Source organism: Rhizobium sp. WSM409, assembly GCF_057653825.1.
This window is the reverse complement of record NZ_CM172794.1, coordinates 2,637,996-2,661,046: the sequence shown is the minus strand read 5'-3', so window position 1 is coordinate 2,661,046 and position 23,051 is coordinate 2,637,996. Positions and strand designations below refer to the sequence as shown.

Here is a 23,051-nt window from a genome sequence, read left to right as displayed (position 1 = left end):
GTCAAAACAAGGGATGAGGAGGAAATCGAGATGCACGGAGAGAAGATGACGACCGAGCGGGTGAGCGCCTTTTCAGACGCCATGATCGCGGTGATCATCACCATCATGGTGCTGGAGCTCAAGGCGCCCAAGGTTCCCGACATATCAGCCGTGCTTTCGCTCTGGCCGATCCTGGTCAGCTATGCGCTGAGCTACCTGTTCATCGCGATCATCTGGATCAACCATCATCACCTGCTGCGGCTGGTGCGCTTTGCCTCTACCCGGCTGATCTGGATCAACTTCGTGCACCTCTTCCTGGTGTCGCTGCTGCCGTTCACGACGGCCTGGATGGCGAGGACCGGCCTCGCGCCGATGCCGGTTGCCGTCTATGCCGCGGTCTTCGTGCTGGTCAATGCTGCCTATCTGATGTTCGAGCGCGAGATATTCGCGCAAGCCGAGGCGGGCGCCATGCCGGAACCCGCCCGCCGCCTGGCGCGCCGGCGGACGCTCATCGGCCTGGCGATCTTTGCCGTGGCGGGGCTTGTTGCTCCCTTCGTACCGCTCCTCGGCTTCTTCCTGATCTGCTGCGCCCTCGTTCTCTATCTCCAGCCGGAGATCTTCAACAGCCGCCAGCAAGGGCAGGCGGAATAACCAGACCGGAAATACCAATCAAGTTATCACAGCAAAGGAGACTGTCATGTCCACCATCAAATACCGCACCGCCGACGTCGACGGCTTCAACATCTTCTATCGCGAGGCCGGTTCGCCGGATGCTCCGAAGCTGCTCCTGCTGCACGGCTTTCCGAGCGCCGGCCACATGTTCCGCGACCTGATGCCGCTGCTCTCCGATCGCTTCCACATCGTCGCGCCCGATCTTCCGGGCTTCGGACGATCCGACCTGCCGGCACGCGGCGCCACTTTCGACGGGATCGCCACGACCATCGATCGTTTCACCGAAGTCGTCGGCTTCGATCGTTACGCCGTCTATGTGTTCGACTACGGCGCGCCGACCGGCTTCCGGCTGGCCGTGAAACATCCTGACCGGATCATGGCGATCATCTCGCAGAACGGCAACGCCTATGTCGAGGGCCTGAGCGAGGGCTGGAACCCGATCCGGGCCTATTGGGAGGATGCGTCCGAGGAGAACCGCAATGCGCTGAAGGCGATGCTGCAGCCGGAAACGACGGTCTGGCAATATACGCATGGGGTTGCCGATCCGACGACGGTTTCGCCCGACGGCTATTCGCTCGACAATTTCTATCTGGCGCGGCCCGGCGTCGAGGACATACAGCTCGACCTCTTCGGCGACTACAAGAGCAATGTCGCGCTCTATCCTGCCTTTCAGGATTATTTCCGCACCCACAAGCCGCCGTTCCTGGCCGTGTGGGGCAAGAACGATCCGTTCTTCCTGCCGCCCGGCGCCGAGGCGTTCAAGCGCGATAATCCCAATGCGGTCGTCCGCTTCCTCGACACCGGCCACTTCGCGCTGGAAACGCATGCCGCAGAGATCGCGGCTGCGATCCGCGATTTTCTGGCCCGCTGAGAGCAGAACCAGGCGCTGCCCGCCGGAAGGGGCGGGCGGTCGCCCAAGCCAACAGGAGAGACGACATGTCTGATACAGTTGCCATCATCACCGGCGCCAGCCAGGGCATCGGCCAGGCGACGGCGCTGCGCCTCGCGCGCGATTTTTCCGCGCTGGTGCTGGTCGCGCGCAACCGCGCCAATCTGGAGGAGACCGCGCAGGCGGTGAGGGCGGTCGGCGCGCAGGCCCTCGTCATCGGCGCCGACCTTGCTGAGCCGGCGGCGGCGCAGGCCGTGGTCGATCAGGCGCTCGGTGCCTTCGGCCGCATCGATGCGCTGCTCAATATCGCCGGCGCCGTGCCGCAGATCGATCTTTTCGAGATGACCGACGCGCAGTGGGAAGGTGGACTGGCGCTGAAGCTGCACGGTGCGCGGCGCCTGACGATTGCCGCCTGGCCGGCACTGAAGGAGACCAACGGCTCCGTCGTCCTGATGTCGGGCAATTCGGCGGTGTTTCCAAAGGCGCCTTATGCGGCGGTCGGTACCATCAATGCTGCCATCGTCGCACTCGCCAAGGCCTTTTCCGATCGCGGCATCACCGATGGCGTGCAGGTCAACAGCGTGCTGCCCGGTCCCGTCATGACCGGCCGGCGCCGCTCCTATCTCGAGCACTGGGCACCGTTGCACGGTGTGAGCGTGGAGGAGGCGACCGCGCATTTCCCCGAACAGGCAGGCATTGCCCGCTACGGCGAGCCGGAGGAAATCGCCGAACTGATGGCCTTCCTGGTGTCGCCGGGTGCCCGCTGGATGACCGGCTCGGCGCTACGCATGGATGGCGGCGAGGTGAAGTCGATCTGATGCGGTCGACGGCGGGAGTGCCCCGCCGTCTTCATCTCCTGCGTTCCTCTATTCGTCGAACCGCTGACTACGCGGCAAGAGCGGCGCGCGTTTTGCCGATCGTCAGAGCCGCTTTTGCTGCTTCGCGGCCTTTCTCGACGAAGTGCGCGCGGTAGATCTGCTTGTGGTGCTCGGTTTCTTGATACTGATGCGGCGTCAGTGAGACCGACAGTACCGGCACGCCCGTATCCATGCCGGCGCGCATCAGCCCATCGACGACGGCCTGGGCGACGAATTCGTGGCGGTAGATTCCGCCGTCGACGACGAAGGCGGCGGCAATGACCGCGCAGTAACGTCCGGTTGCCGCAAGATCGCGGGAAAGCAGCGGCATCTCGAATGCGCCGGGGACGTCGAACACGTCGACCTGCTCGGGCGGAATAAGCTGATGGAAGCCATGAAGGGCGCGGTCGACGATGTCGGCGTGCCAACTGGCTTTGACGAAGGCGTAGCGGGTGGGTGTCACGGTAATCTCCTTTGGCGAACAGACACATCACCCAAGGCGATCACGAACGTTCCCGACAGCCGCAAGGGCGGCAGGAACGCACGTTCTCTTTCATCCGGACTATGACCGTCGGCTCAGGCATCTCACCTGATCTGCTGACCCTTCCTAAGAAGGCGCTCGCGGGCTCGCAATCGAAATTGCATACCGCCGGTAGGGACTTGCACCCCGCCCTGAGAACGGCGCGGACAATAGGGGGAAGGCGGCGGGCTGGCAATAGGTCGATATGCTTTCGCGGCCGGAGCTGGATCAGGCTCCCCAAGCGGCGATTTCGCTCGTTCGCCGATGGCGGCGGGCAATCCCTCTTGCGGAGGAGGAGCTTGCGCCTACATGCTCTCTGTGAGGACATCCACGTCAGAAGCACGACAAGACAGGACGCGCTGTCTCCGCCTGGGCGAGGCCGTGACAACCATGGGAGAGAGTGATGCCAGAATCTTTCGTCGTTCACCGCGAGGCGCATATTGCGGCGCCGCCGGCCGCGGTGTTTGCGCTGATGACCGATCCGGAGAAGATCCTGCGCTGGATGGGAACGGAAGCGCAGGTCGAGCCGCAGCCCGGCGGGCTCTATCTCGTCAACGTCACCGGCGCCCGCTTTGCGCGCGGCTCGTTTCGTGAGGTGGTGCCGGTTCATCGCCTTGCCTACAGCTTCGGCTGGGACGGCAGCGAAGTGGTGCCGCCGGGGTCGAGCCTGGTCGAGATCGACCTGATCGAACAGGAGGGCGGAACGCTGTTGCGGCTCACTCATAGCGGCCTGCCCAGCGCCGATCAATGCGCCGGCCATGCGGAAGGCTGGGCGCATTACCTGGGGCGCCTGACCGAAGTCGCCGCCGGGCGGGATCCGGGTCCCGACGCTTTTTACGGCCGGACATGAACAAATTTGCCGGCAGCGGGGCGTCTCTGCTTGCGGTTGTGACAACAACGGTCGGCGAGCGCCCAAGCGGGTCGTGCGGAAGCGCTTCTTTTGCTACCGCAAACATGAACGCGCAGTTCATCTCCAGTTCAATTTAGCGGTCCTAATCTGCGGACGGCTGGATTGAAAATGGAGTTCACGATGAAGGCACTTTCTATCGCGGCTGCCTTGCTTGCCGGCAGCCTCTCGATCGGTACCGCGGAGGCAATGCCGATGGGGACAATCAATGTCCAGAGCAGTGTCACAAAGGTCGACTACGCCTGCGGTCGCGGCTGGCATCTGACGCGCTGGGGCGAATGCCGGCGAAGCTGGAGACGCCCGCCGCCGGTAGCTTTCTACGGTGGTCCGCCCCGCTGGGGCTGGGAGCGGCGTCACCGCGATTGGGATGGCCCGCGCTGGCGCCATGAGCGGCGCTGGGATCGCGACCGGCGTTGGCGGGATAATGACTAAAAGTCTCGCTTAGATGTAAATGGACGAAGGCCGGAGCGATTTTCGCCCGGCCTTTTCTCATGAAAAAGCGTCGCCGACGCTGACAGCCAGCGTTCTCCCGATTTACCCGAGAGGGTCAGATCCTGCTGACGAGCCAGTGCTTGTCGTCGATCAATTCCTCGAGCTCGACGGGATCCTTGACGCCGAATTCGAACCATTCGACGAGTTCCTTTGCCTTGCGGCTGCTCTCTTCCGCCGTCAGCTCGACCTGATACCTTTCGCACCATCGCCGAAGGATCGACGTCAGCAGCGTCATGTCATTCCCATCCAGCGGATCTTTCGGCCAGAATACCGTGCCCATCGTACCCCTCAATCACACGATGACGAACGGCCCTATAATGGAATCAAAGTCGCGCAAGTTTAAAGTGTTTATTTTTTGTTTTCCACCGCGGCGAAGGGTTTTCGACAGGGGAGTGGACGTCCTTTGGGGCGACAGGTTGAGTCTATGGGAATGTCTTCACGGACACCCGCGGGGTGTCCTGATGGACGTGCGAACGTCGGCTTGTCGCACCCAGGGATGACCGCCAGCGGTCACCCCGAGGGATATCCTTGCGGACGTCCCGGCGAGCGTGCGATGTTAAGCCATGGATCTGCCATCTCCCCTTGCCTGGCTGGTTGACGAGGCCGGGGCCTCGCCTGGTCCCGAACGGTTTCTGGCCGAGCTCGGGCGCCGGTTGCTGGCCGATGGCCTGCCGATTTCCGGCGGCGCGCTGACACTTTCGGTGCCGCATCCGATCATCGCGCGGCGCACCTGGCTGTGGCGAGCCGAGACCGATGCTGTCATCGAGGCTTTGGCCTTTGCCGCGGCGCCGCAGAGCGAGGCTGGGCGCGAGTGGCTGGCTGGGCTCGGACCGGTATGGGAGGAGAGAATCGGGCCTTCGCAGGATAGTCCGATACTCGGCTGGGCGGGTATCGCCAACGGGGCAGGGGGCAGCGCATTCGGCCCGACCGAGGCTGGCCTGCTGCGCGAAGTCGCGCGTTTTTCCGTAGCCCCGCTCGCCGCTTTGGCGGCGCGGGAGGCGCGGGCCGCGCTGCTTGAAGCCTATCTCGGCCGGCGCAGCGCCGCCCGGGTGCAGGCCGGCGCGCTTGCCCGCGGTACCGGCGAGACCATCCGCGCAGCCCTTCTCTGCGCCGATCTGCGCGACTTCACCGCGCTCTCCGAGGTGACCGAGCCTCACGTGATGATCGCCGCATTGGACGCCTGGTTCGACCGTGTCGCAGGCGCCGTGCATGCCTTCGGGGGCGAGGTGCTGAAGTTCATCGGCGACGGCGTGCTGGCGATCTTTCCGGTCACGGCTACGTCGAGCGAGGGCGACACAGGCCGAGGGGATCGCGAGGCTTGCGAGGCAGCGTTGCGCGCGGTCACCGCCAGCCGCGCCGGCATGGCCCATCTCGATCAAGTTCGCCAGGCGCAGGGGCTAGCGCCGCTGCCCTTCGGCGCAGCACTGCACTTCGGCGAGATCCTGTGGGGGAATATTGGTGCTGCCGACCGGCTGGACTTCACCGCTATCGGCTCCGCCGTCAATCTGGTCAGCCGGCTGGAAGGGCTGTGCAAGCCGCTCAGCCGAAGCGTGTTGATCTCGGGCGCGGTGGCGGCGAATACGGCGACGGCGCTGATGCCGCTCGGCGAGCACACCTTGCGCGGCATCGCCGACCCTTGCGCGGTCTTCACCCTGCTTGAGGATTGAGCTGCGGACAGGGCACTTGCACTTACGCAAAGAAACTTTGCAAAGATGTCTTTGTAATAGTAGGCTTCCGGCATGAAAGACCCGCGCCCGCAGCCTGCTCAATCCGTCACCGCACCCCGCACCCTCAGCCGCGTCGTGCCCGATCCCACCGCGCTGAAGGCGCTGACGCATCCTGTCCGGCTGCGCATGCTCGGCATGCTCAGGGTCGATGGACCCGCCACGGCGACGCAGCTGGCAGTGCGGCTCGGGCTGAATAGCGGCGCGACCAGCTATCACCTACGCCAGCTCGCCCAATACGGCTTCATCGAGGAAGCGCCGCATGCTTCGCGGCGCGACCGCTGGTGGCGCGCCAGCCACGAGCTCACCTCGGTGCCGGCAAGCGAGGCCGAGGGTGAAGCGCTTGATCTCGACCTCGCCTTCAACCAGGCGATACTCTCTCTGCAGGTCGGCCAGATGCAGCAGGCGCTGGAGGAATATGCCGAGCTGCCGGCGGAATGGCGCAAGGCGAGCACGGCCAGCGACATCATCATCCCGATGACGGCGGAACAGGCCGAAGCCCTGACCAAGCGGCTGACCGATACCATTCTCGAAGCGATGCGGGTGGCTCCGCCTTTGGGGGAGCTGGCACCCCCGGATATGGTTCCCTTCTCGATCATGCTGCACGCCTTTCGCTATCCGGGCCGGCTCCCGCATCGCGAGGAAGATGATGGGTCATGAGGAAGGGTGGGCCATTCCTGGCGCTTGCCGCGGCCGAGACGCTTTCGCTTTCCGGCACGCGGCTGTCGACCATCGCTATTCCCTGGTTGGTGCTGAGCGCGACCGGCAGCCCCGTTTTAACCGGGCTGACAGCGATGATGGAGATGCTCCCCTATGTCGCCGCCAAGGCGCTCAGTGGGCCGCTGATCGACCGCGTCGGCCCGAAACGCATCGCTGTCGTCTGCGACACCGCCTCGGTGGCCGTGGTGATGCTGGTGCCGCTGCTCGATTGGCTCGGCCTGCTTGATATGTCGCTGCTGCTGCCTGTCGTCTTTGCCATGGGTGTGCTGCGCGGTCCATCCGATGCTGCCAAACAGGCGATGGTGCCTGATATTGCCGAATTGGCGGCGGTGCCGCTCGAGCGGGTGACAGGCCTCGTTGGTGCCATCGAGCGGCTGGCCTCGACGGCGGGTGCGGCCGGCGCCGGCGCGCTGATCGGCCTGATCGGCCCGGGCCAAGCGCTGGTGGTCAATGCCGTCACCTTCGCCGCCGCTGCGCTGATTGTGGGAGTAGGCATCCCCGGATTGCGGCGCGTCCCCGAGCTGCGCTGCATGCCCGAGGCCCGGCCGGGCGGGATGTCCTCCTATCTCGGCGATCTCAGGGAAGGCTGGCGCTTTCTGCGCGGCGACGCGGTGCTCGTCAGCATTGTCATCATGGTGGCGACCACTAACCTGCTGGACCAGGCTTATCACGCGGTGCTGCTGCCCGTCTGGACGCGGAGCTCAGGCCATGGCCCGGAATTGCTGGGGGCGATGTTTTCGGCCTTCACCGGCGCCTCGATCGCGGGTGCTGCGATTGCCGCTGCGATCGGCGAGCGGATGCCGCGCCTGATGGTTTATACCGTGGCCTTCCTGCTGACCGGATTTCCGCGCTTTCTCGTTATTGCGCTGGATGCGCCACTCCCCATCATCTTCCTCACCCTGGCAATCGCAGGATTTGCCTCGGGCTTCCTCAATCCGATCCTGTCGGCGGTGATCTTCGAGCGCATCCCCAAGCCGCTGACCGGCCGCGTCACCGCGATGAACGCCGCCCTCTGCTTCGCGCTCATCCCCTTCGGCGGCCTCGTCGGCGGCGCCCTGATCAGCACGATCGGCCTCGCCGCGGCGCTCTCGCTCACCGGGCTCGCCTATCTCGCCGCAACCCTCTTTCCCCTGGCGCTGAAGAGCTTCCGCGGCTTCGACAAGCCTATCACCCAGACCTAGCGTCGCGGTTGCGTGCCTCGCTCTGGTCTCCAAGCTCCTCGACCATCAGATCGATGAAGCGTCGGACACGCGGTTCCAGCAGGCGCTTGTCGGGATAGAGCGTGACGATCTTTACGTCGTCGGTTTCGAGGTCGGGCAGGATCTGCCGGAGGCGGCCGGTGACGAGATCGTCGGCGACGAGAAAATCGGGAAGCAGCGCGATGCCCAGTCCCGCCAGGGCGGCGTCGCGGATCGCCTCTGCGCTGTCGAGCCTCAAGCGGCTGCGGTCCTGCGCCTTGATCCAGGAACCGCCTTCCCCGCGAAAGCGCCAGCCCTGCCTTTGATTGCGGCCGGCGAAGATCAGGCAGTCATGGACCGCGAGATCGTCGATATCGCGGGGCTCGCCGCGCTCGGCAAGGTAGGCCGACGAGGCGCAGAGCCGTGCCTTATAGGTGGCGATCACGCGTGAGACCAGGCGGGTGTCCGTCGCCGTCGCGCCGATCCGGATCGCCAGATCGAAGCCTTCCTCGACGATGTCGGCCAGGCGATCGGTGAAGCTCACTTCGACCTGGATGTCGGGCCAGGCCTGAAGATATTTTTCAAGCAAAGGCAGCACGACAAGCCGCCCGAAGGCATCGGGAACGGTCAGCCGGAGAACGCCTCGCGGCGTGCTGTTCTGCCCCGCAACGCTCGCCTCCGCCTCGTCGACCAATGCAAGGATCTGCAGCCCGCGCTCGTAAAACATCCGGCCTTCGTCGGTCAGGTTCAACGTTCTCGTCGTGCGGTTGAGCAGACGCGCGCCGAGCCGGTCTTCCAGGCGGATGACAGCCTTGCCTGCCGCTGAACGCGACAGGCCCATGGTTTGGCCGCCGGCGATAAAGCTTCCGGCATCGACGACGGCCATGAAGATCAGGATATCGTTCAGGTTCGTACGCGGCATCAGGCAACTCGAGCGGTTCGGCTACGGCATAACTCGGTCAGTCATGCGACCGATTCAAGGTTCGGAGCATCAACGTCCAACACGGCAGTAAGGTCCGAGCACGTCGCTTCTGTATCGGCGGTCGGCGTTTCGCGCCTCGCTTTCCGCGTCAGCTGCGCGGTCGCCTATACCGGATGACATGCAGCCAGAGCCGGGGTTGTGCCGAATGAGGCAGTCGAACCAAGCTACAGCATATCGCCGAGGCTCCAATGGTTATTCCATCGGACGTCGATCTCGTCGTCGACATTCTGATATCTGATGTCGGTGGAGAGGCGCAGCCGCCGGCTGCGGTCCTGATTGGTGGTCGAGGCGTGGATCATGTAGGGCGAGTGAAGCACCACGTCGCCGGCCTCATAATCGGCGGCGAGCCAGCGGGTGTCGAAGCGCTCGGCCATATCGGGCAGATCCTTCGAGATCCAGCCGCCTTCCGCCATGTGGCGGTTATAGGCATTGATCCGCTCCTCCGGCGAAAGATCGCCACTCGTGGCCTGGAACTCGGCTTCCATCTTGACGCCCAGCGCGTGCGAGCCTTCGAGGTAAACCAGGCCACCCATCTCGGTGGGGATGTCGCCGATTGGAATCCAGGCCGTCACCAGGCGGCTGGTGCCGCCGCGGAGATAGACGAGATCATAGTGGGCGGGCGTGGCCGTCGGCGATCCCGGTTGGACGAAACGCATGAGCTTGCGCTTGTGCAGATAGGAGATGCCTTGCATGAAATCGTCCATGAAGCGGGCGAGCGGCGGTTGCGCACAGAAGCCTTCATAGGCGGCTGAGCGGACGAGCGACATCAGGCGCCGGTCCGCCAGGCTCCTGTCGAAGCCACCGGCAGACGCGATGCCCAGAGAAAAATCGCTGCCGGGATCGACCAGGCCGGTTTCGGCGAGATGTTCAAAAACCCAGCGGCGGAAGTCGATCACATCGGCCCGAGGCAGAAGGCCTTTCAGCCAGACATAGCCATCGTCCTGGAAGCGGCGGCGGATGGCGTCCACGCCGATGGCGGGATCGGTCGGCGTGAGCCAGCCCGTCCGCTCTGCAGCCAGGGTTTTGCCATGGGCGGCAAGGGGAAATTCCGGCTTTCGGACCTGCATGACCTCCGCAGCAATTGACATTTCACTCCTCCATCGCTTGAGTTGGCTTGTCATCAATTACCTGATCCGGCGGGCCAACCGACATAGAGGAAATTCATAACTGGACTTTTCGCTCATCATGAGAGACACCGAGGCCATCTATAGAACGCCGCTTACCGCTGCCGGCGGACTTGCTGTCACGGGCAGCGGCAGGCAGCATGCCCGCCGTGCGGTGACGGACCGGAAATTACCGAGTTTCGCCGTCGTGCTGGTGGAGCGGGGGCAGGGCTGGCTAGAAACCGCCGCCAGCGGCCGCATGAGCCTGACTGGACCTGCACTGTTCTGGCTGTTTCCGAACCGAGTGCATTCCTATGGCCCCGACGAAAGCGGCTGGGACGAGCGCTGGGCGCTTTTCGAAGGATCGTTCACGCGGGACTTCGTGAGGCTGAGGATCATGACCGAGCGACACCCGGTCGTTGCCTTGCATCATCTCGATGAGGTTGTACGGCAGTTCGGCAAGCTTCATGCCGATCTGCTTGACGACACCAATCTCGGGCAGGCATCGGCGGCATTGATGCTGCATCATATCGTCATATCAGCCGCCAGACAGGCAAGCGGCGCGGCCGATCGACGCCAGGAAAGGCTAGATATGGCCGACATCGTGGAAACGCTACGGCGGCGGGCGATGCAACCGTTGGACCTCGCGGCCTTTGCGGCCGAGCACGGCATGTCGCCGGCTACGCTGCGCAGGCGATTCACGCTCGAAACCGGATTGCCTCCCAAGGCATTTCAGCTTCGGGCGCGCATGGACCATGCCAAACAGCTCTTGGCAACCACCGACGAAAAGATCGAAACGGTGGCCGCCATGATCGGCCTGGATGATCCGTTTTATTTTTCGCGTGTTTTTCACGAACGCGAAGGCTGCAGTCCTCGCGAATTCCGTGCGAGGTATCCGCGGGTTTGAGAGTCCGGCAGCAATGACAGCGCGTCAGCGCCAACCCATCGCAGGCGCGATGTGGGTCAGGATCGCTTCGATGACGTGGGCGTTATATTCGACGCCGAGCTGGTTGGGGACGGTGAGCAGCAGCGTGTCGGCCTCGGCAATCGCCTCGTCTTCGGCGAGCTGCTTGATCAGGGCATCGGGTTCGGCGGCATAGCTGCGACCGAAGATTGCCCGGGTCTTCTCATCGATGAAGCCGATCTTGTCGCCCTCGTCGTTGCCGTAGCCGAAATAGGCGCGGTCGCGATCGTCGACCAGCGCGAAGATGCTGCGGCTGACCGAGACGCGCGGCTGGCGCGTGTGGCCGGCTTCTTTCCAGGCCGCGCGGTATGCCCGGATCTGGTCGGCCTGCTGGACGTGGAAGGGCTCTCCCGTCTCATCGTCCTTCAGCGTCGAACTCTGCAGGTTCATGCCGAGCTTGGCCGTCCAGACGGCGGTGGCATTCGAGCTTGCGCCCCACCAGATCCGCTCACGCAGGCCCTCGGAATGCGGCTCGAGGCGCAGGAGGCCGGGTGGATTCGGAAACATCGGCCGAGGGTTCGGTTTGGCAAAACCTTCGCCGCGCAGCACTTCGAGGAAGACTTCGGCATGTTGCCGGGCCATGTCGGCTTCGCTCTGGCCTTCGGGCGGGGCATAGCCGAAATGGCGCCAGCCATCGATCACCTGTTCGGGCGAACCGCGGCTGATGCCGAGCTGCAGACGGCCGCCGGCGATGAGGTCGGCCGCACCGGCATCTTCGGCCATGTAGAGCGGGTTTTCGTAGCGCATGTCGATGACGGCAGTGCCGATCTCGATCCGATTGGTTCTAGCGCCGACGGCTGATAGCAGCGGGAAGGGTGCGGCCAGCTGGCGGGCGAAATGATGCACGCGAAAATACGCCCCGTCGGCGCCGAGTTCCTCGGCCGCCACCGCAAGCTCGATCGACTGCAGCAGCGCATCGCCGGCCGAGCGCGTCTGCGATTGGGGCGAGGGCGTCCAGTGCCCGAACGAGAGGAAACCGATCTTCTTCATACCGATGCCGCACCTTGATCCGTTGTATCTGGGGTCGATGGGTCATTGCACAATTTCGGCTCGAAAGACAATCGTAACCGGATGAGTTCGGCGTATCACTTCTGCGGCATTGGCGCGCTATCCGCTCCGCCGGGCGGCGGTCAGGCGGGTGCGCCCCAACGGCGAGATCAAATGGAGCGGTGACCTGATCTACATCGCCCAGGGCCTCGCGGGCGAACCGGTGGCGGGCGAGGAAACCGAGGATGGGCAGTGGGTCGTGCGCTTCTATGCTCATCCAGTCGGCGTCATCGATCCCATCCACGGGAAACTGCGCCGCTGTGGCTTCAACTGCGCCGGAACTGTAACCTATGTATCCGGTTCAATCTGTCACCCATCTTTCAGCTGGACAAGGCGGATGGGGGTGAGCGGCAAAGCCGCGAATGCGCTGAACGCAAGCGAAGAGTAGCATGAAGGGCGTAACGTGCGGCCCCTCACGACCCTTCGGGCGACCTTCTCCCCGGCGGGGAGAAGAGGGAACAAGCGGCGACCTCAGCCATTCCATAAATCACGCGCTGCCCACATCCTCCATCTGCTGGCGCACGCCGTTGAAGACCTGCGCCGGCACGCGCAGCCCGGCATCGCCCTCATAGAGCGCCCGCAACTCCCCGAAGCGTTCGTCCGCTGCCACCGTCAGGGCAGCGAGGCGATCGAAGCGGGCGAGACTATCCGCAGACATCTCCTCCTCGGGTTCCGGCATCGCTCCCCAATTGTCCCAGGGAAGCATCTCAATATTGTTGAGCGCGGCGAAGTCGCGGACGAGATTCATGGCGATGAACCAGAAGCCGGACTCGTTGAAGATGCCGAATTTCCCGGGGTCGGCGGTGCCGGCGCGGCAGCGTTGCCAGGTTTCGCCGGCGCTCTGGAATTTGCCCGGCGGCTGGTCGAGCGGGTCGAAATCGAGCTGAAAAGCGGCGCGCTGGAGAGCATCGATCTGGAAATCCGCGGAGACCCAGCGCTGTCCGTCCCAATATTCGGCGATCCAGTGATCGATGCCCTTGCCGGCCTCGAAATACATGCCGAAGCCGCAGCGGGCGCGTGCCGGCACGCTATGGGCCTTAAGTGCTGCGCAGGCAAGCACGGTGAAATTGCGGCATGTGCCGATGCTGCGCTTGTCAGGCGGGCGCGTGATGTCGAGGGGCGCGGGATCGATCGCCATGATCGTATCGAGTATCGCGCGCGCCGGCCGCGTGTGCGATTGCGCCCTTCGCTCCGGGGTCAGCACCTGATCGTAGTGTTGCGCCCAGGCATCATGCAGCAGCGTGCCATGCACGGCGGCGGCAACGGCGCCGACGCCCTGGAGCGCGGCAAGGGCGGGCGCATGCAGCCCGGCCGAGGTCATCGGGCCGGGTCGCGTGTAGAACTCGATGGGGCTCTCATGTCCGCTCATGCCGGGCAGTATGATAAAACCGGCGTCGCAGGGCAAGATCCCGCGGGCCATGCGTGAGGCCCGCGAGCGGCGTGGCTGGATTCCTGTGACCAGCACAGGACGGAGGAGAGGCGAGCGACCGTCAGGAATTTGCCAAGCGATTGGGGATGAGTTCCGACTGCATCCAATGCGTTTCACTCTGAACGTGGTTGTCCCGCACATACTTGCCCATCCGAGCTGGCATTTCGGTTTCCAGGAACGCATCAGCGATCCGAACGACAAACCCCTCCTGCTTGGTCTTATCCAGCGATGCCGCAGTATCTTCGAACAGGCCGGCTTTGTATGGTCCCCGATATAGTGTCGACACCGGAACGATGCCCAGTTCTTCGAACCGGGCTTGCGTCAGATCCCAGGATTGGACCTTATCGTCGATAATCCATGCAAAGCCGAGGAAGTATGACGGCAGATCATCATAACCGATCGAGTGCCGGGCATAGAGGTTCTCACCCACGATGCGTTCGCCATCTGCAAGTTGCGGGCTGATGCTGGCAGCAAAAGCCTTAAGCCAATCGCGCGACGAATGGTAACGGCTATCGGGACTACGCGCATGAGACCCGTCCCGATAGATGGTCGTGTTCTCACCATCCATTTTCTCGGTGATGACAAGATCGCCAATCATCAGCCCGTCAAGCATCGCCATGACTTTGTCATCGCTCATCGCTCCTGGAGAAATCGGTAGGTGATAGGTTCGTCCGTATTTCTTCATGGTGATGAACGCATAACCGGTGGCGATTGCACAATGCAAGGTCGCCTTCGGGCTATAAGCTGCCCTTGATGGTACGTAACGCCTGGCTTTTATTGATGAGACAATCGTCCGTGGATCGGCATCTTCGGCGATTGTAACGGCGATCGCCGACGGGTGCCTGTCTAGTTGTCATCCTACGATCCATTGCGATTTCTTCGAGCGGTCTCTGCAGGCCTCGATCGCGCCTGAGGAAATCGACGAAGGCGCGCAGGCTCGGCGGTGTGTAGCGTTGTGAGGGATAACAGAGGAACCAGCCAGGGAAGGTGCCACACCACTCCTCAAGCAGCGGCAGGAGCTTGCCGTCCTCGATCAGCGGACGCACGAGGTCTTCGGCCCAGAAGGCAATGCCGACGCCCTGGACGGCGGCGGCAAGGGCCATCTCGCGGTGCGAGACGATCAGCGGGCCGTTGACCGCGACGGAGAACCACGTGTTGTCTTTGAGGAATTCCCACTTGTAGAGACCTTTACCGCCCGGCTGGCGCCAGTTGATGCAATGGTGCTGGAGCAGGTCGCCCGGCACATTCGGGCGGCCGTACCGGGCGATGTACTCTGGCGAGGCGACGGCCAACTGGCGCTGCTCGCCGCCGAGCTGAACGGCGATCATATCGGCTTCGAGAAACTCACCCAGCCGTGCGCCGACATCATAACCGGCTTCGACGATGTCGGTGACTGAATCGTCGATCGTCACGTCAAGGACGATATCGGGATAGGCGGCGTGGAAGCGGCCGAGGGTTGGCTCGAGGAAGGTTGCGGCGGCGACACTCGGCAGATGCACCCGGAGCGTTCCCGCCGGCGTGTCGCGTGCGTCGACGACATTGCGGACCGCCGCCTCCATCTCGATCATGGCCGGCCTGAAGCGTGCATGCAGCCGTTCGCCGGCGTCGGTGAGCGATACGCTGCGCGTCGTGCGGTTCAATAGGCGAAGCCCCAGGCGGGCTTCCAGCGCGCGGATCGTCTGGCTGAGCGTTGATGCCGAAATTCCGAGCTCGGCTGCGGCGCGCGCGAAATTGCCGTGGGCGACGATGGTCACGAACGCCTTGAGCTCCGCATAGTCGCTGCCGCGCATTAGGCCTCCAAGTCCACATAGTCTGTTTGATTTATATAGCATTGTTGTCATGATCATCGCAGCCTAAATTGCCGATAATTTCGCCAACCCTGAACCAAAGGACGGGAGAGCCGGTATGCAGACAGACAAAAAGCTCAGTGGCAGGGTCGCCCTCATTGCCGGCGCTTCGTCTGGCATAGGTGCGGCGACCGCTCTGGCGCTAGTGGAGGAAGGGGCAAGCGTGGCGATCGCGGCCCGCCGCATGCCGCGCCTCGAGGCGTTGGCGGAGCGCATCCGCGAGCGCGACGGTGAGGTCCTAGCGATCGAGACCGATGTGTCCGACGAGGCACAGGCTGCGGCGATGGTGCAGCGGGCGATCGGCGATTTCGGCAGGCTCGACATGCTGCTCTGCGTCGCCGGCGTCGGCGTTGCCGCGCCGTTCCGGAACACGACCACCGCCGAGTATCAGGAGATGGTCGAGGTCAACTTCCTCGGGCTGCTCTACCCGATCCATGCGGCGTTGCCGGCGATGCAGCGGCAGGGGACCGGCCATATCGTCATCGTCTCCTCCGGCACCGGCCGGTACATTCATCCCTCGACGGTCTATTCCGGCACCAAGCATGCGGCGAGCGCTATGGCGGAATCGCTGCGGCGCGAGATTGGCCGGGATGGCATTCGCGTCACCTGCATCGAGCCTGGCGCCGTCAGGACCGAGTTTACCTCCCACATGCGCGCCAGTGTGCGCGAAGCGGTGGAACAACGGCTTGGCGACATCGAGCAACTAGAGGCCGCGGACATCGCCGCGGCCATTCTCTATGCGGTGACGCAGCCGCGCAGGGTCAATGTCAATATCCTGACGCTCTACCCCACTGAGCAGGCGTGAGTGTTGTGGCGATTGCCTCAAGCGGAAGGAGAGCCAACCGCCATAAATGCCGGAGATTGAGTCGGTTTTCGCGATGGCGGCGGGCTTTCGTTTGTTATGATGCGATGGACGGCGTGGGGCGTGAGCCTCGGCATAATGCCCTGGCGCGCCTTCTCGTCTTGGCCGCGCGCCATCGCACTGCAGCCGAGAGGGTCGAAGCATGCGCTACACGTTCGCCATAGGTGATATACATGGCTGTATCGATCCGCTGAACAGGATGATCGATCGGATCGCGGCCTATGCGCCTGGAGGGACCGTCGTCTTCGTTGGCGACTATGTCGATCGCGGGCCTGACAGCAAAAGCGTCCTCGACCGGATCATTGCCGGTCCATCGGACTCGTGGCGATGGATCTGCCTGAAAGGCAATCATGAGGACCTGATGGTCGCTGCCTATGCCGATAGCGATAGCAGAGACGTGTGGATCGGCAGCGGCATCGGCGGACTTGAAACCGAAATGTCCTATGGCGGCAGAGTTCTGCCCCAGCATCTGCAATGGGCGGCCGATCGTCCCCTCATGCATGTCGATCGATATCGGATCTTCGTCCATGCGGGCGTCGATCCAGAATTTCCGCTGGAGCAGCAGAGCGAGCACGATCTTCTCTGGTTACGGTTCCCTTCCGGTGAGTCCAGCGACTATTGGGGCAAGCACCTGGTCCACGGCCATACACCGTCGCTGTCCAACCCGGTGACGACAGGAAACCGCACCAACATCGACAGCGGCTGCGTCTTCGGCGGCAAGCTTTCCTGCGCGGTCTTCGATGACGATATTGCCGGCGGGCCGATCGACTTTATCGAGGTGAGGGCATGAACTTGATCGCTTTGGTAAGTGGGTAAAGCCCGGCGCGGCTTGCTCCCTCTTCCCTGCGCTGGGGAGAAGAGGGAGCAGCGGCGTCGCGGAGCGTTATCGGGGGCTCAAGCCCCGCCAGCCGGCGGCGAGCCGCAGCCAGGGCGTCAGGTGGAAGCCGCTCATCAGCAGGTACATCGGCACCATGCCGCCGATCGGGAAGGCATCCGGCGTCGTCATGCAGATCATGTTGGCACTGCTGGTCGTGGCCATCAGCAGTGCCATGACCGCGAATGTCGGGGCGGCGGCGAGCGACAGCCAATCGGCGGTGTGGGCCGCAATCCGGCCGCCCGGGCTAGCGATGCCACTGCTCGGCTTAGCAACTGATCCGTCTGCTGAGGCGGCCAGCGAGAGCCATTCGGCGGCGTTGAGAGCGGCGTTGCCGTCGGCTCTCTTTGGAGTGTGGGCGGAAAGCAGCATCGGCGTCACTCCTTGCCGTACCGGTCGTGGTGGCGCCACCAGATGCCGGTTTCGTTGCGACCCTTGGGGGTGCGGTCGAGCCATTGGTACATGCCCCATAACCCGTCCAGCCCGCGCGCATAGCTGGAATAGCTGTGGTAGACGGCGCCATCGATGAGCTCGAAGGCGCTGACACCCGGCCGGTCGCGGGTATAGGTTGGGACATCGGTGCCGGTCATGGCGGCGATCTGAGTGATCGGCGCCTCGCTGTCGCCCGGCTGCCATTCCTGGACAGTCCTGCCTGTGAGCGGTTCGGGGGCGGGCGGTTCACGGCGGTAATTATAGTCTACCTCGCCCTGGTGCTGCTGCTCGGCAGAGAACCAGACGCTGAAATCGCCGTTGAAATCGCTGCTGAAGGAGGAGGCCCAGGGAAAGCTCCAGTCCATCTGTCGCTTGAATGCTTCGAGCTTTGCGAGCGGCGCGCGCGAGACCGCCCAAAAGGCGACGTCGTGGTTTTCCAGGTGAACGAAGAAGCCGTTGAAGCCATCGGCGATCGAGGAGCAGGACGGGCATCCCGCGGTATAATCCGGCCCGAACATGAAGTGATAAACGAGCAGCTGCGAGCGCCCGCCGAAGAGGTCTTTCAGCGAGATGTTGCCGCCGTCGGTGTCGAAGCGATATTGTTTGTCGATCCTCACACGCGGCAATTGCTGGCGCTTGATCGCCAGCACGTCGCTCTGCCGGGTCAGTTCCTTTTCCTCTTCGAGCAGATCGAGGCGAGCCGCCAGCCATTGCTGCCGTGTTGCGTTCAGCTCTGTCGTCATGGGTCTTCTCCTTTGCCTGTCTCTCGTCGTAGCATCCGGCGCAGGCTTGCTTGCCGGTCGACGACAAAGCTACGACCGGGCAGGGCAAGGGTGGGAGTGACAAGTGTGACGGGATTTGAATGGACTCGCTGATCACGGCGGCGGCGCGGGCGCTGGCAACGGGAGATGCGCTCGGCGCGCTGAAGCGGGTGGCGCTGCGCGACGATGCGCCGGCGCTGGCGCTGCGCGGCATTGCGATGGCGCAGCTCGGCGATCTCGTCCGCGCCAAGGCGCTGCTGAAGAGTGCGGCGCGTGCTTTCGGCCCGCGGGAGGCGGTGGCGCGAGCCCGCTGCGTGGTCGCCGAGGCCGAGATCGCACTGGTCTCGCGTGATCTCACCTGGCCGCCCAAAGCGCTGGAGGCGGCGCGCAAGGTGCTCGAAGCGCATGGCGACAGGGTCAATGCCGCCCATGCCAGGAATGTCGAGCTTCGCCGGCTGGTGCTGATCGGCCGGCTCGACGAGGCCGAGCGGGCGCTCGAAACACTCGACCCGACGCCACTGCCGCCGGCGGCAAGGGCCGCTCATGAGCTGGTGGTCACGGGCATCGCGATCCGGCGCCTGCAGACGAAAGCGGCGCGTGCGGCGCTTGACCGGGCGAGGCAGGCGGCGCGCGAGGCCGGTATGCCGGTATTGACGGCGGAGGTGGAAAATGCCGCCCAGGTGCTCAGCGCGCCGGTGGCGCGGTTGATCTCGCGCTGGCGGGAAAGCCCGCTGCTGCTCGAGGAGGTGGAAGAGCTGCTGGGTTCGGGCACGCTCGTTGTCGATGCCTGCCGCCATGTCGTGCGCGACGATCAGCTTTCGGTGTCGCTGGCAACGCGGCCGGTGCTCTTCACGCTCGCCCGGACGCTTGCCGAAGCTTGGCCGGCGGATGTGGCACGCGGCACGCTCATCGCGCGCGCCTTCCGCGGCAAACATGCCGATGAATCGCATCGTGCCCGGCTGCGCGTCGAGATCGGCCGGCTGCGTGCCGAACTGCGGGGACTGGCGGAGGTCTCGGCGACGAAACGCGGCTTTGCGCTTTCGCCGCGGCGCGCCGGCGAGACTGCCGTGCTGGCGCCGCTCGTCGAAGGCCAGTATGGGGCGGTGCTTGCCTTTCTCGCCGATGGCGAGGCCTGGTCGAGCTCGGCGCTGGCGATCGCGCTCGGCGCCAGCCCGCGCACCGTGCAGCGGGCGCTGGATTCGCTTGCCGGGGAGGGCAAGGTGCAATCCTTCGGGCGCGGGCGGGCGCGGCGTTGGATGAGCCCGCCGCTGCCCGGTTTCCCGACGGTCTTGTTACTCCCGGGACCTTTGCCAAGCGATTAGTATGGCCTGACTGATGAAGATGGCCCGACGGGCGAACAGGATGGAAGAGATGAAAAAATCGGCAGCGACGATCATCCGTGAATATGGACCCTTTCCCGGCGCCGAGCGCGTCAACGGCGTCACCTTCGATGGTGAGCACGTCTGGTTCGCCTCGGGCGACAGGCTGAACGCGCTCGATCCCGCAAGCGGCGAGGTGGTGCGCTCGATCGAGGTTGCGTCCCATGCCGGAACGGCTTTCGACGGCGAGTTCCTCTATCAGATCGCCGAGGATGTCATTCACAAGATCGATCCGAAGACCGGCCGCATCCTTTCCACCATCCCGGCGCCCGGCAATGGCGGCGATTCCGGCCTTGCTTGGGCCGAAGGCTCGCTCTGGGTCGGCCAGCACCGCGGCCGCAGGATACACCAGATCGACCCGGAAACCGGCAAGATCCTCCGCACCATCGAATCCAACCGCGTCGTGACAGGCGTCACCTGGGTCGACGGCCAGCTCTGGCACGGCACCTGGGAGGGCGATGACAGCGACGTCAGGCGCATCGATCCTGAAACCGGGGAGGTGCTGGAGCGGCTTGATATGCCCGAGGGTACCGGCGTCTCCGGCCTCGAATCCGACGGCGGCGACTGCTTCTTCTGCGGTGGCGGCGGCAGCGGCAAGATCCGCGCGATCAGCCGGCCGGCGCAGGGCAAGGAGGGGAAAGGGAAGTAGCCGATGCGACGCCGAAGAGGCCGATACGACATATCTCTCCCGGGCGACAGTCAGCTCGCCAGCAATTCGGGCGTCAAGTTGGAAGTCGATATCAAGGGGTCAAGTTGTTGGAATTTTAACCGAGTGGGAGATTGATTTCGGTACGTGACGAGCTACTTTCGCGGCAGTGTCGGTCGAGGTCTTTACGCAAAGCCGGTATGATCGCGGGGGAGAGATTTTGAAATATCTGCGCACCACGCTCGGGCCTAAGAGCAAATCCGAACTTGGGATGATCCTCCCGCACGAGCACGTTTTCGTCGACCTCAGGACGCCGGACCAGCCCGGTTATGCCGAGGCAGACATCGACGACGTCGTCCGTCTGATGGCTCCCGAAATCGAGCGGATCAAGAAGCTCGGGGTGACGGCACTGGTCGAATGCTCGACGGGCGGCGTTGGACGCCGTGCGGATATCGATCTTGCCGTGTCGCTCGCGACGGATTTTCCGATCGTCGTGCCCACCGGCAATTACCGTGAACCCTGGATTCCCGAATGGGTCCGCCAGGCTTCCGAGAAAGAGCTGGAGGCGTGGATGCTTCGCGAGCTGACGGAGCAGATCGACGAAACCGGGTTCCAGGCGGGCTGGATCAAGCTCAGCGCCGGCGATGACGGCATGACGGCGCTTGAGACGAAAATCCTGCGGGCAGCCGCACGCGCCGCGGCCCAGACGGACGCCGTCATCGGCAGTCATACGATCAGGGGACGGGTCGTCATGGACCAACTCGATGTCATCGAGGCGGAAGGCTACAAGGCCGACAGGTTCATCTCCATCCACACGCAGGAAGAAGCGGACTTCGCCCTTAATGTCGCCGTCGCTGAGCGAGGCGCCTGGATCGAATATGACCATGTCGGCCGGAGCGGGGACAACGAGGTGGCGGAGCTGGTGATCAAGGCGCTGGAGGCGGGCTGCGGCGATCGCTTGTTGTTGAGCCATGACCGCGGCTGGTTCGATCCGGCGCAGCCGATGGGCGGGATACCCAAACCGTATACGCATCTTTCCACGGTTTTGCTGCCCGAGTTGAAACGGCGGGGCATAGACGACGACACCCTGGTGCGCCTGACACACGACAATCCGTTCGAGGCTTTCGCCCGATAGGAGAGTGGCCGGGCGAAAGGAGCCTGGGCATTCATGTCGCGATCCCCGGAATTGCTCAAGACCGGGTTCAGCCGATTGCTGACACCTCTGCTCCGCGGGAGCGGAGTTCGCTGAGAATGCTGTAAGGACCGTTCAAAAGGCCTATCGGCAGGATGACGAAAGCGTTGGTGCCTGCCGGCAGATTTGTGATCCGCTCGATCAGAAGCGCGCGCAACTTGTCCGCATCGATGAGGTCGGTGGGCGTCACGATGCCTCTGGCGGTGATTTCCTCTCCGAGGCTTGCAATCTCACCACTTTTTCGAGCCTTGTACAGCTCGTCGAAATAGGCGCCGATCGGTCCGATCCGGCGGCGCAGCTCGAGAAGGTAGATGATCGAGGCGGGGCCGACCGAATTGACCGTTTCGAGCGTCAATGGCTTCTGCATGGCCTGCATTTCCCCGTCGGCGGCAAGCGTCTCCACATCGCGCCCGATCGATGCGCCATACTTCGCAAGCGCCAGGCCGATGCTCGGCGCGTCTGGGGCGAAGGCATGCTGTCCTTCGCCGATGAGGAGCAGGCTCGCCTCGAAACCGGAAAGCTTTGCGATCGCTCCCTTTGCCGGGGATGTCGAAAGGATTGTCTTGAACTCGTCCTGACCGGATGGCGTCAAACCTGACAAGACCGGCGTGATATCGCTGTTCTTGAACTTGGTAGTAGACAGGATAAGGCTGGGATTGACGTCGATCAGCACCTTCTTCGATTGATCGATCAGGCGTTTTCCCTCGGTAACGATGTCAGGAAAAGCGTCGGCGCGGATGCGCACGTAGCCAAAAAGTACATGGTCATTCGCGGGGGATTTGGCGCGCCAGAAGAGGGCGTTCTCCTCGTCTGCTGCGCGTGGCATCCCTGGTAGGAAAACTACGGCTGCAAGCGCTGCAAATTGCCGGCGGGTGAAGTGCATGGCTGCCTCCTCGCTGAGCCCGATGCATGGCGGCGCATTCGCATTGGACTAATCGCGTGAAAGAGCATTTGTTCCAACTCCCGGTGGAAATGATGAACATCCGGGGCACGGGAGTCAGCTGGACTCGTTCAAAAATTCTCGGCGATACCTGGATCTATGCCGCGCCGCGCTCGTCGAACAAAAGCGCCATGCTGATCGCATCGATGAACTGACCGTCGATGCGTGCCGCATGTCGGACGATGCCTTCGCGGGCAAATCCCATCTTTTCGTAGAGAGCGATAGCAGGGGCGTTGTCTTCATAAACATCGAGTTCAACCCTGGCAAACCCGCTTTTCTGCGCCGCTCTCAATGTGGTCTCGATCAACATGCGTCCGAGACCTTTGCCCCGATAAGCTGGGAGGATTCCCATTCCGAGGTTTCCGCGATGGGCGTGCGACGGGAAGAAATGCCGGCTGATATCGCACCAACCGACGACCTTGTCTTGAGCGGTGGCAACGAATTGCGGATTGCGTTTCGCAATCATGCCCATCACGAATTCACGCGTCTGCGGCAGCGGAGTCGCTTCCAGCATGGACAGGTATTTTTTCTCCCGCGCGACAACGTCGAGCGCATGATGAAAGCTGTCGATATGGGCGGTAGCGATCGGCTCGATCCTGATGCCTGAGGTGTCCGACGATGCTGCTGCATCCACGTGCTTCTCCTTCAACGATTG

Annotated in this window: 27 protein-coding genes and 1 riboswitch; of the genes, 15 read left to right on the top strand and 12 right to left on the bottom strand. The window is 63.5% G+C overall.

What is annotated here, in order from left to right; translation table 11 throughout:
* Positions 1 to 30 precede the first annotated feature (30 nt).
* The 3 genes from AC25BC_RS13425 (at position 31) to AC25BC_RS13415 (ending at position 2,358) form a co-directional block, all read left to right on the top strand.
* The gene (locus AC25BC_RS13425) at positions 31 to 630 is read left to right on the top strand and encodes a TMEM175 family protein (protein WP_017994608.1); all 600 of its coding nucleotides are present in this window, start codon (positions 31 to 33) and stop codon (positions 628 to 630) included.
* 46 nt (positions 631 to 676) lie between these two features.
* Positions 677 to 1,522: an alpha/beta fold hydrolase gene (locus AC25BC_RS13420; protein ID WP_128440340.1), complete on the top strand. Its 846-nt coding sequence runs from the start codon at positions 677 to 679 to the stop codon at positions 1,520 to 1,522.
* A 65-nt stretch (positions 1,523 to 1,587) separates the two neighbouring features.
* A complete protein-coding gene (locus AC25BC_RS13415) occupies positions 1,588 to 2,358 on the top strand; it encodes an SDR family oxidoreductase (RefSeq protein ID WP_128440339.1) in 771 nt (256 codons plus the stop codon).
* 67 nt (positions 2,359 to 2,425) lie between these two features.
* Here the strand turns inward: AC25BC_RS13415 and AC25BC_RS13410 are convergent, their stop codons facing one another.
* Complete coding sequence (locus AC25BC_RS13410; RefSeq protein ID WP_012758131.1) at positions 2,426 to 2,860, bottom strand: 6,7-dimethyl-8-ribityllumazine synthase; 435 nt, start codon at positions 2,858 to 2,860, stop codon at positions 2,426 to 2,428.
* A gap of 78 nt (positions 2,861 to 2,938) precedes the next feature.
* Positions 2,939 to 3,081, bottom strand: a riboswitch (FMN riboswitch).
* Between the two features lie 239 nt (positions 3,082 to 3,320).
* On the opposite strand from AC25BC_RS13410, the gene AC25BC_RS13405 reads away from it, so the two are divergent.
* Together AC25BC_RS13405 and AC25BC_RS13400 are read left to right on the top strand one after the other, a co-directional pair.
* On the top strand, positions 3,321 to 3,767 hold the full coding sequence (locus AC25BC_RS13405) for an SRPBCC family protein (protein ID WP_128440338.1): 447 nt from the start codon (positions 3,321 to 3,323) through the stop codon (positions 3,765 to 3,767).
* 180 nt (positions 3,768 to 3,947) lie between these two features.
* Positions 3,948 to 4,256 carry a GCG_CRPN prefix-to-repeats domain-containing protein gene (locus tag AC25BC_RS13400; protein ID WP_017994604.1) on the top strand — a complete coding sequence of 103 codons (309 nt, stop codon included), beginning with the start codon at positions 3,948 to 3,950 and terminating at the stop codon, positions 4,254 to 4,256.
* A 115-nt stretch (positions 4,257 to 4,371) separates the two neighbouring features.
* On the opposite strand, the gene AC25BC_RS13395 is transcribed toward AC25BC_RS13400, so the two are convergent.
* A complete protein-coding gene (locus AC25BC_RS13395; protein WP_128440337.1) occupies positions 4,372 to 4,596 on the bottom strand; it encodes a hypothetical protein in 225 nt (74 codons plus the stop codon).
* Positions 4,597 to 4,879: 283 nt separating this feature from the next.
* On the opposite strand from AC25BC_RS13395, the gene AC25BC_RS13390 reads away from it, so the two are divergent.
* The 3 genes from AC25BC_RS13390 to AC25BC_RS13380 all read left to right on the top strand — a co-directional run bounded on the left by AC25BC_RS13390 (position 4,880) and on the right by AC25BC_RS13380 (position 7,941).
* The gene (locus AC25BC_RS13390) at positions 4,880 to 5,983 is read left to right on the top strand and encodes an adenylate/guanylate cyclase domain-containing protein (protein WP_012758127.1); all 1,104 of its coding nucleotides are present in this window, start codon (positions 4,880 to 4,882) and stop codon (positions 5,981 to 5,983) included.
* A gap of 72 nt (positions 5,984 to 6,055) precedes the next feature.
* A complete protein-coding gene (locus AC25BC_RS13385; RefSeq protein ID WP_128440336.1) occupies positions 6,056 to 6,700 on the top strand; it encodes a winged helix-turn-helix domain-containing protein in 645 nt (214 codons plus the stop codon).
* Positions 6,697 to 7,941, top strand: coding sequence for an MFS transporter (locus AC25BC_RS13380; RefSeq protein ID WP_012758125.1), 1,245 nt, complete (start codon positions 6,697 to 6,699; stop codon positions 7,939 to 7,941). Before AC25BC_RS13385 ends, AC25BC_RS13380 begins: the two co-directional genes overlap by 4 nt.
* On the opposite strand, the gene AC25BC_RS13375 is transcribed toward AC25BC_RS13380, so the two are convergent.
* Both AC25BC_RS13375 and AC25BC_RS13370 read right to left on the bottom strand, forming a co-directional pair.
* Positions 7,928 to 8,860, bottom strand: a complete 933-nt coding sequence (locus AC25BC_RS13375; protein WP_012758124.1) for a LysR family transcriptional regulator — start codon at positions 8,858 to 8,860, stop codon at positions 7,928 to 7,930. The genes AC25BC_RS13380 and AC25BC_RS13375 overlap by 14 nt on opposite strands.
* 224 nt (positions 8,861 to 9,084) lie before the next feature.
* Complete coding sequence (locus AC25BC_RS13370; protein ID WP_128440335.1) at positions 9,085 to 10,008, bottom strand: phytanoyl-CoA dioxygenase family protein; 924 nt, start codon at positions 10,006 to 10,008, stop codon at positions 9,085 to 9,087.
* 97 nt (positions 10,009 to 10,105) lie between these two features.
* Here AC25BC_RS13370 and AC25BC_RS13365 point away from each other — a divergent pair, with 97 nt between their 5' ends.
* Entirely contained in the window at positions 10,106 to 10,930 is an 825-nt protein-coding gene (locus tag AC25BC_RS13365) for a helix-turn-helix transcriptional regulator (RefSeq protein ID WP_128440334.1), read from the top strand.
* A gap of 24 nt (positions 10,931 to 10,954) precedes the next feature.
* Here AC25BC_RS13365 and AC25BC_RS13360 read toward each other — a convergent pair whose 3' ends face one another.
* Complete coding sequence (locus AC25BC_RS13360) at positions 10,955 to 11,977, bottom strand: LLM class flavin-dependent oxidoreductase (protein ID WP_128440333.1); 1,023 nt, start codon at positions 11,975 to 11,977, stop codon at positions 10,955 to 10,957.
* A gap of 109 nt (positions 11,978 to 12,086) precedes the next feature.
* On the opposite strand from AC25BC_RS13360, the gene AC25BC_RS13355 reads away from it, so the two are divergent.
* A complete protein-coding gene (locus tag AC25BC_RS13355; protein WP_128440332.1) occupies positions 12,087 to 12,422 on the top strand; it encodes a hypothetical protein in 336 nt (111 codons plus the stop codon).
* 99 nt (positions 12,423 to 12,521) lie between these two features.
* On the opposite strand, the gene AC25BC_RS13350 is transcribed toward AC25BC_RS13355, so the two are convergent.
* From AC25BC_RS13350 to AC25BC_RS13340, 3 genes are all read right to left on the bottom strand, one after another.
* Positions 12,522 to 13,403, bottom strand: coding sequence for a transglutaminase-like domain-containing protein (locus tag AC25BC_RS13350; RefSeq protein WP_128440343.1), 882 nt, complete (start codon positions 13,401 to 13,403; stop codon positions 12,522 to 12,524).
* A 121-nt stretch (positions 13,404 to 13,524) separates the two neighbouring features.
* On the bottom strand, positions 13,525 to 14,100 hold the full coding sequence (locus tag AC25BC_RS13345; protein ID WP_245459917.1) for an RNA ligase family protein: 576 nt from the start codon (positions 14,098 to 14,100) through the stop codon (positions 13,525 to 13,527).
* Positions 14,101 to 14,200: 100 nt separating this feature from the next.
* Entirely contained in the window at positions 14,201 to 15,253 is a 1,053-nt protein-coding gene (locus AC25BC_RS13340; protein WP_245459916.1) for a LysR family transcriptional regulator, read from the bottom strand.
* 115 nt (positions 15,254 to 15,368) lie between these two features.
* Between AC25BC_RS13340 and AC25BC_RS13335 the strand changes: the two genes are divergently transcribed.
* Positions 15,369 to 16,115 carry an SDR family oxidoreductase gene (locus tag AC25BC_RS13335; RefSeq protein ID WP_128440330.1) on the top strand — a complete coding sequence of 249 codons (747 nt, stop codon included), beginning with the start codon at positions 15,369 to 15,371 and terminating at the stop codon, positions 16,113 to 16,115.
* 199 nt (positions 16,116 to 16,314) lie between these two features.
* The gene (locus tag AC25BC_RS13330; protein ID WP_128440329.1) at positions 16,315 to 16,962 is read left to right on the top strand and encodes a metallophosphoesterase family protein; all 648 of its coding nucleotides are present in this window, start codon (positions 16,315 to 16,317) and stop codon (positions 16,960 to 16,962) included.
* A gap of 93 nt (positions 16,963 to 17,055) precedes the next feature.
* Here the strand turns inward: AC25BC_RS13330 and AC25BC_RS13325 are convergent, their stop codons facing one another.
* Complete coding sequence (locus tag AC25BC_RS13325; RefSeq protein WP_128440328.1) at positions 17,056 to 17,418, bottom strand: hypothetical protein; 363 nt, start codon at positions 17,416 to 17,418, stop codon at positions 17,056 to 17,058.
* 5 nt (positions 17,419 to 17,423) lie between these two features.
* A complete protein-coding gene (locus tag AC25BC_RS13320) occupies positions 17,424 to 18,221 on the bottom strand; it encodes a DUF899 domain-containing protein (protein ID WP_128440327.1) in 798 nt (265 codons plus the stop codon).
* A 119-nt stretch (positions 18,222 to 18,340) separates the two neighbouring features.
* Here AC25BC_RS13320 and AC25BC_RS13315 point away from each other — a divergent pair, with 119 nt between their 5' ends.
* The 3 genes from AC25BC_RS13315 (at position 18,341) to AC25BC_RS13305 (ending at position 21,399) form a co-directional block, all read left to right on the top strand.
* Positions 18,341 to 19,561, top strand: a complete 1,221-nt coding sequence (locus tag AC25BC_RS13315) for a helix-turn-helix domain-containing protein (protein WP_128407668.1) — start codon at positions 18,341 to 18,343, stop codon at positions 19,559 to 19,561.
* Between the two features lie 49 nt (positions 19,562 to 19,610).
* Positions 19,611 to 20,267: a Vgb family protein gene (locus tag AC25BC_RS13310; protein WP_026157418.1), complete on the top strand. Its 657-nt coding sequence runs from the start codon at positions 19,611 to 19,613 to the stop codon at positions 20,265 to 20,267.
* A 217-nt stretch (positions 20,268 to 20,484) separates the two neighbouring features.
* Complete coding sequence (locus tag AC25BC_RS13305; protein WP_012758114.1) at positions 20,485 to 21,399, top strand: phosphotriesterase family protein; 915 nt, start codon at positions 20,485 to 20,487, stop codon at positions 21,397 to 21,399.
* 67 nt (positions 21,400 to 21,466) lie between these two features.
* On the opposite strand, the gene AC25BC_RS13300 is transcribed toward AC25BC_RS13305, so the two are convergent.
* Together AC25BC_RS13300 and AC25BC_RS13295 are read right to left on the bottom strand one after the other, a co-directional pair.
* On the bottom strand, positions 21,467 to 22,339 hold the full coding sequence (locus AC25BC_RS13300) for a TraB/GumN family protein (RefSeq protein WP_012758113.1): 873 nt from the start codon (positions 22,337 to 22,339) through the stop codon (positions 21,467 to 21,469).
* 154 nt (positions 22,340 to 22,493) lie between these two features.
* Complete coding sequence (locus AC25BC_RS13295) at positions 22,494 to 23,030, bottom strand: GNAT family N-acetyltransferase (RefSeq protein WP_128440326.1); 537 nt, start codon at positions 23,028 to 23,030, stop codon at positions 22,494 to 22,496.
* Positions 23,031 to 23,051: the final 21 nt, after the last annotated feature.

Excerpts from the sequence above, each read along its gene's own strand:
- AC25BC_RS13300 (WP_012758113.1), bottom strand. The coding sequence starts at position 22,339 with ATGCACTTCACCCGCCGGCAATTTGCAGCGCTTGCAGCCGTAGTTTTC.
- AC25BC_RS13405 (WP_128440338.1), top strand. The coding sequence starts at position 3,321 with ATGCCAGAATCTTTCGTCGTTCACCGCGAGGCGCATATTGCGGCGCCG.
- AC25BC_RS13380 (WP_012758125.1), top strand. The coding sequence starts at position 6,697 with ATGAGGAAGGGTGGGCCATTCCTGGCGCTTGCCGCGGCCGAGACGCTT.
- AC25BC_RS13390 (WP_012758127.1), top strand. The coding sequence starts at position 4,880 with ATGGATCTGCCATCTCCCCTTGCCTGGCTGGTTGACGAGGCCGGGGCC.
- AC25BC_RS13400 (WP_017994604.1), top strand. The coding sequence starts at position 3,948 with ATGAAGGCACTTTCTATCGCGGCTGCCTTGCTTGCCGGCAGCCTCTCG.
- AC25BC_RS13385 (WP_128440336.1), top strand. The coding sequence starts at position 6,056 with ATGAAAGACCCGCGCCCGCAGCCTGCTCAATCCGTCACCGCACCCCGC.
- AC25BC_RS13360 (WP_128440333.1), bottom strand. The coding sequence starts at position 11,977 with ATGAAGAAGATCGGTTTCCTCTCGTTCGGGCACTGGACGCCCTCGCCC.
- AC25BC_RS13330 (WP_128440329.1), top strand. The coding sequence starts at position 16,315 with ATGCGCTACACGTTCGCCATAGGTGATATACATGGCTGTATCGATCCG.
- AC25BC_RS13365 (WP_128440334.1), top strand. The coding sequence starts at position 10,106 with ATGAGAGACACCGAGGCCATCTATAGAACGCCGCTTACCGCTGCCGGC.
- AC25BC_RS13325 (WP_128440328.1), bottom strand. The coding sequence starts at position 17,418 with ATGCTGCTTTCCGCCCACACTCCAAAGAGAGCCGACGGCAACGCCGCT.
- AC25BC_RS13425 (WP_017994608.1), top strand. The coding sequence starts at position 31 with ATGCACGGAGAGAAGATGACGACCGAGCGGGTGAGCGCCTTTTCAGAC.
- AC25BC_RS13370 (WP_128440335.1), bottom strand. The coding sequence starts at position 10,008 with ATGTCAATTGCTGCGGAGGTCATGCAGGTCCGAAAGCCGGAATTTCCC.
- AC25BC_RS13310 (WP_026157418.1), top strand. The coding sequence starts at position 19,611 with ATGAAAAAATCGGCAGCGACGATCATCCGTGAATATGGACCCTTTCCC.
- AC25BC_RS13415 (WP_128440339.1), top strand. The coding sequence starts at position 1,588 with ATGTCTGATACAGTTGCCATCATCACCGGCGCCAGCCAGGGCATCGGC.
- AC25BC_RS13350 (WP_128440343.1), bottom strand. The coding sequence starts at position 13,403 with ATGAGCGGACATGAGAGCCCCATCGAGTTCTACACGCGACCCGGCCCG.
- AC25BC_RS13395 (WP_128440337.1), bottom strand. The coding sequence starts at position 4,596 with ATGGGCACGGTATTCTGGCCGAAAGATCCGCTGGATGGGAATGACATG.
- AC25BC_RS13320 (WP_128440327.1), bottom strand. The coding sequence starts at position 18,221 with ATGACGACAGAGCTGAACGCAACACGGCAGCAATGGCTGGCGGCTCGC.
- AC25BC_RS13345 (WP_245459917.1), bottom strand. The coding sequence starts at position 14,100 with ATGAGCGATGACAAAGTCATGGCGATGCTTGACGGGCTGATGATTGGC.
- AC25BC_RS13315 (WP_128407668.1), top strand. The coding sequence starts at position 18,341 with ATGGACTCGCTGATCACGGCGGCGGCGCGGGCGCTGGCAACGGGAGAT.
- AC25BC_RS13340 (WP_245459916.1), bottom strand. The coding sequence starts at position 15,253 with ATGCGCGGCAGCGACTATGCGGAGCTCAAGGCGTTCGTGACCATCGTC.
- AC25BC_RS13420 (WP_128440340.1), top strand. The coding sequence starts at position 677 with ATGTCCACCATCAAATACCGCACCGCCGACGTCGACGGCTTCAACATC.
- AC25BC_RS13375 (WP_012758124.1), bottom strand. The coding sequence starts at position 8,860 with ATGCCGCGTACGAACCTGAACGATATCCTGATCTTCATGGCCGTCGTC.
- AC25BC_RS13335 (WP_128440330.1), top strand. The coding sequence starts at position 15,369 with ATGCAGACAGACAAAAAGCTCAGTGGCAGGGTCGCCCTCATTGCCGGC.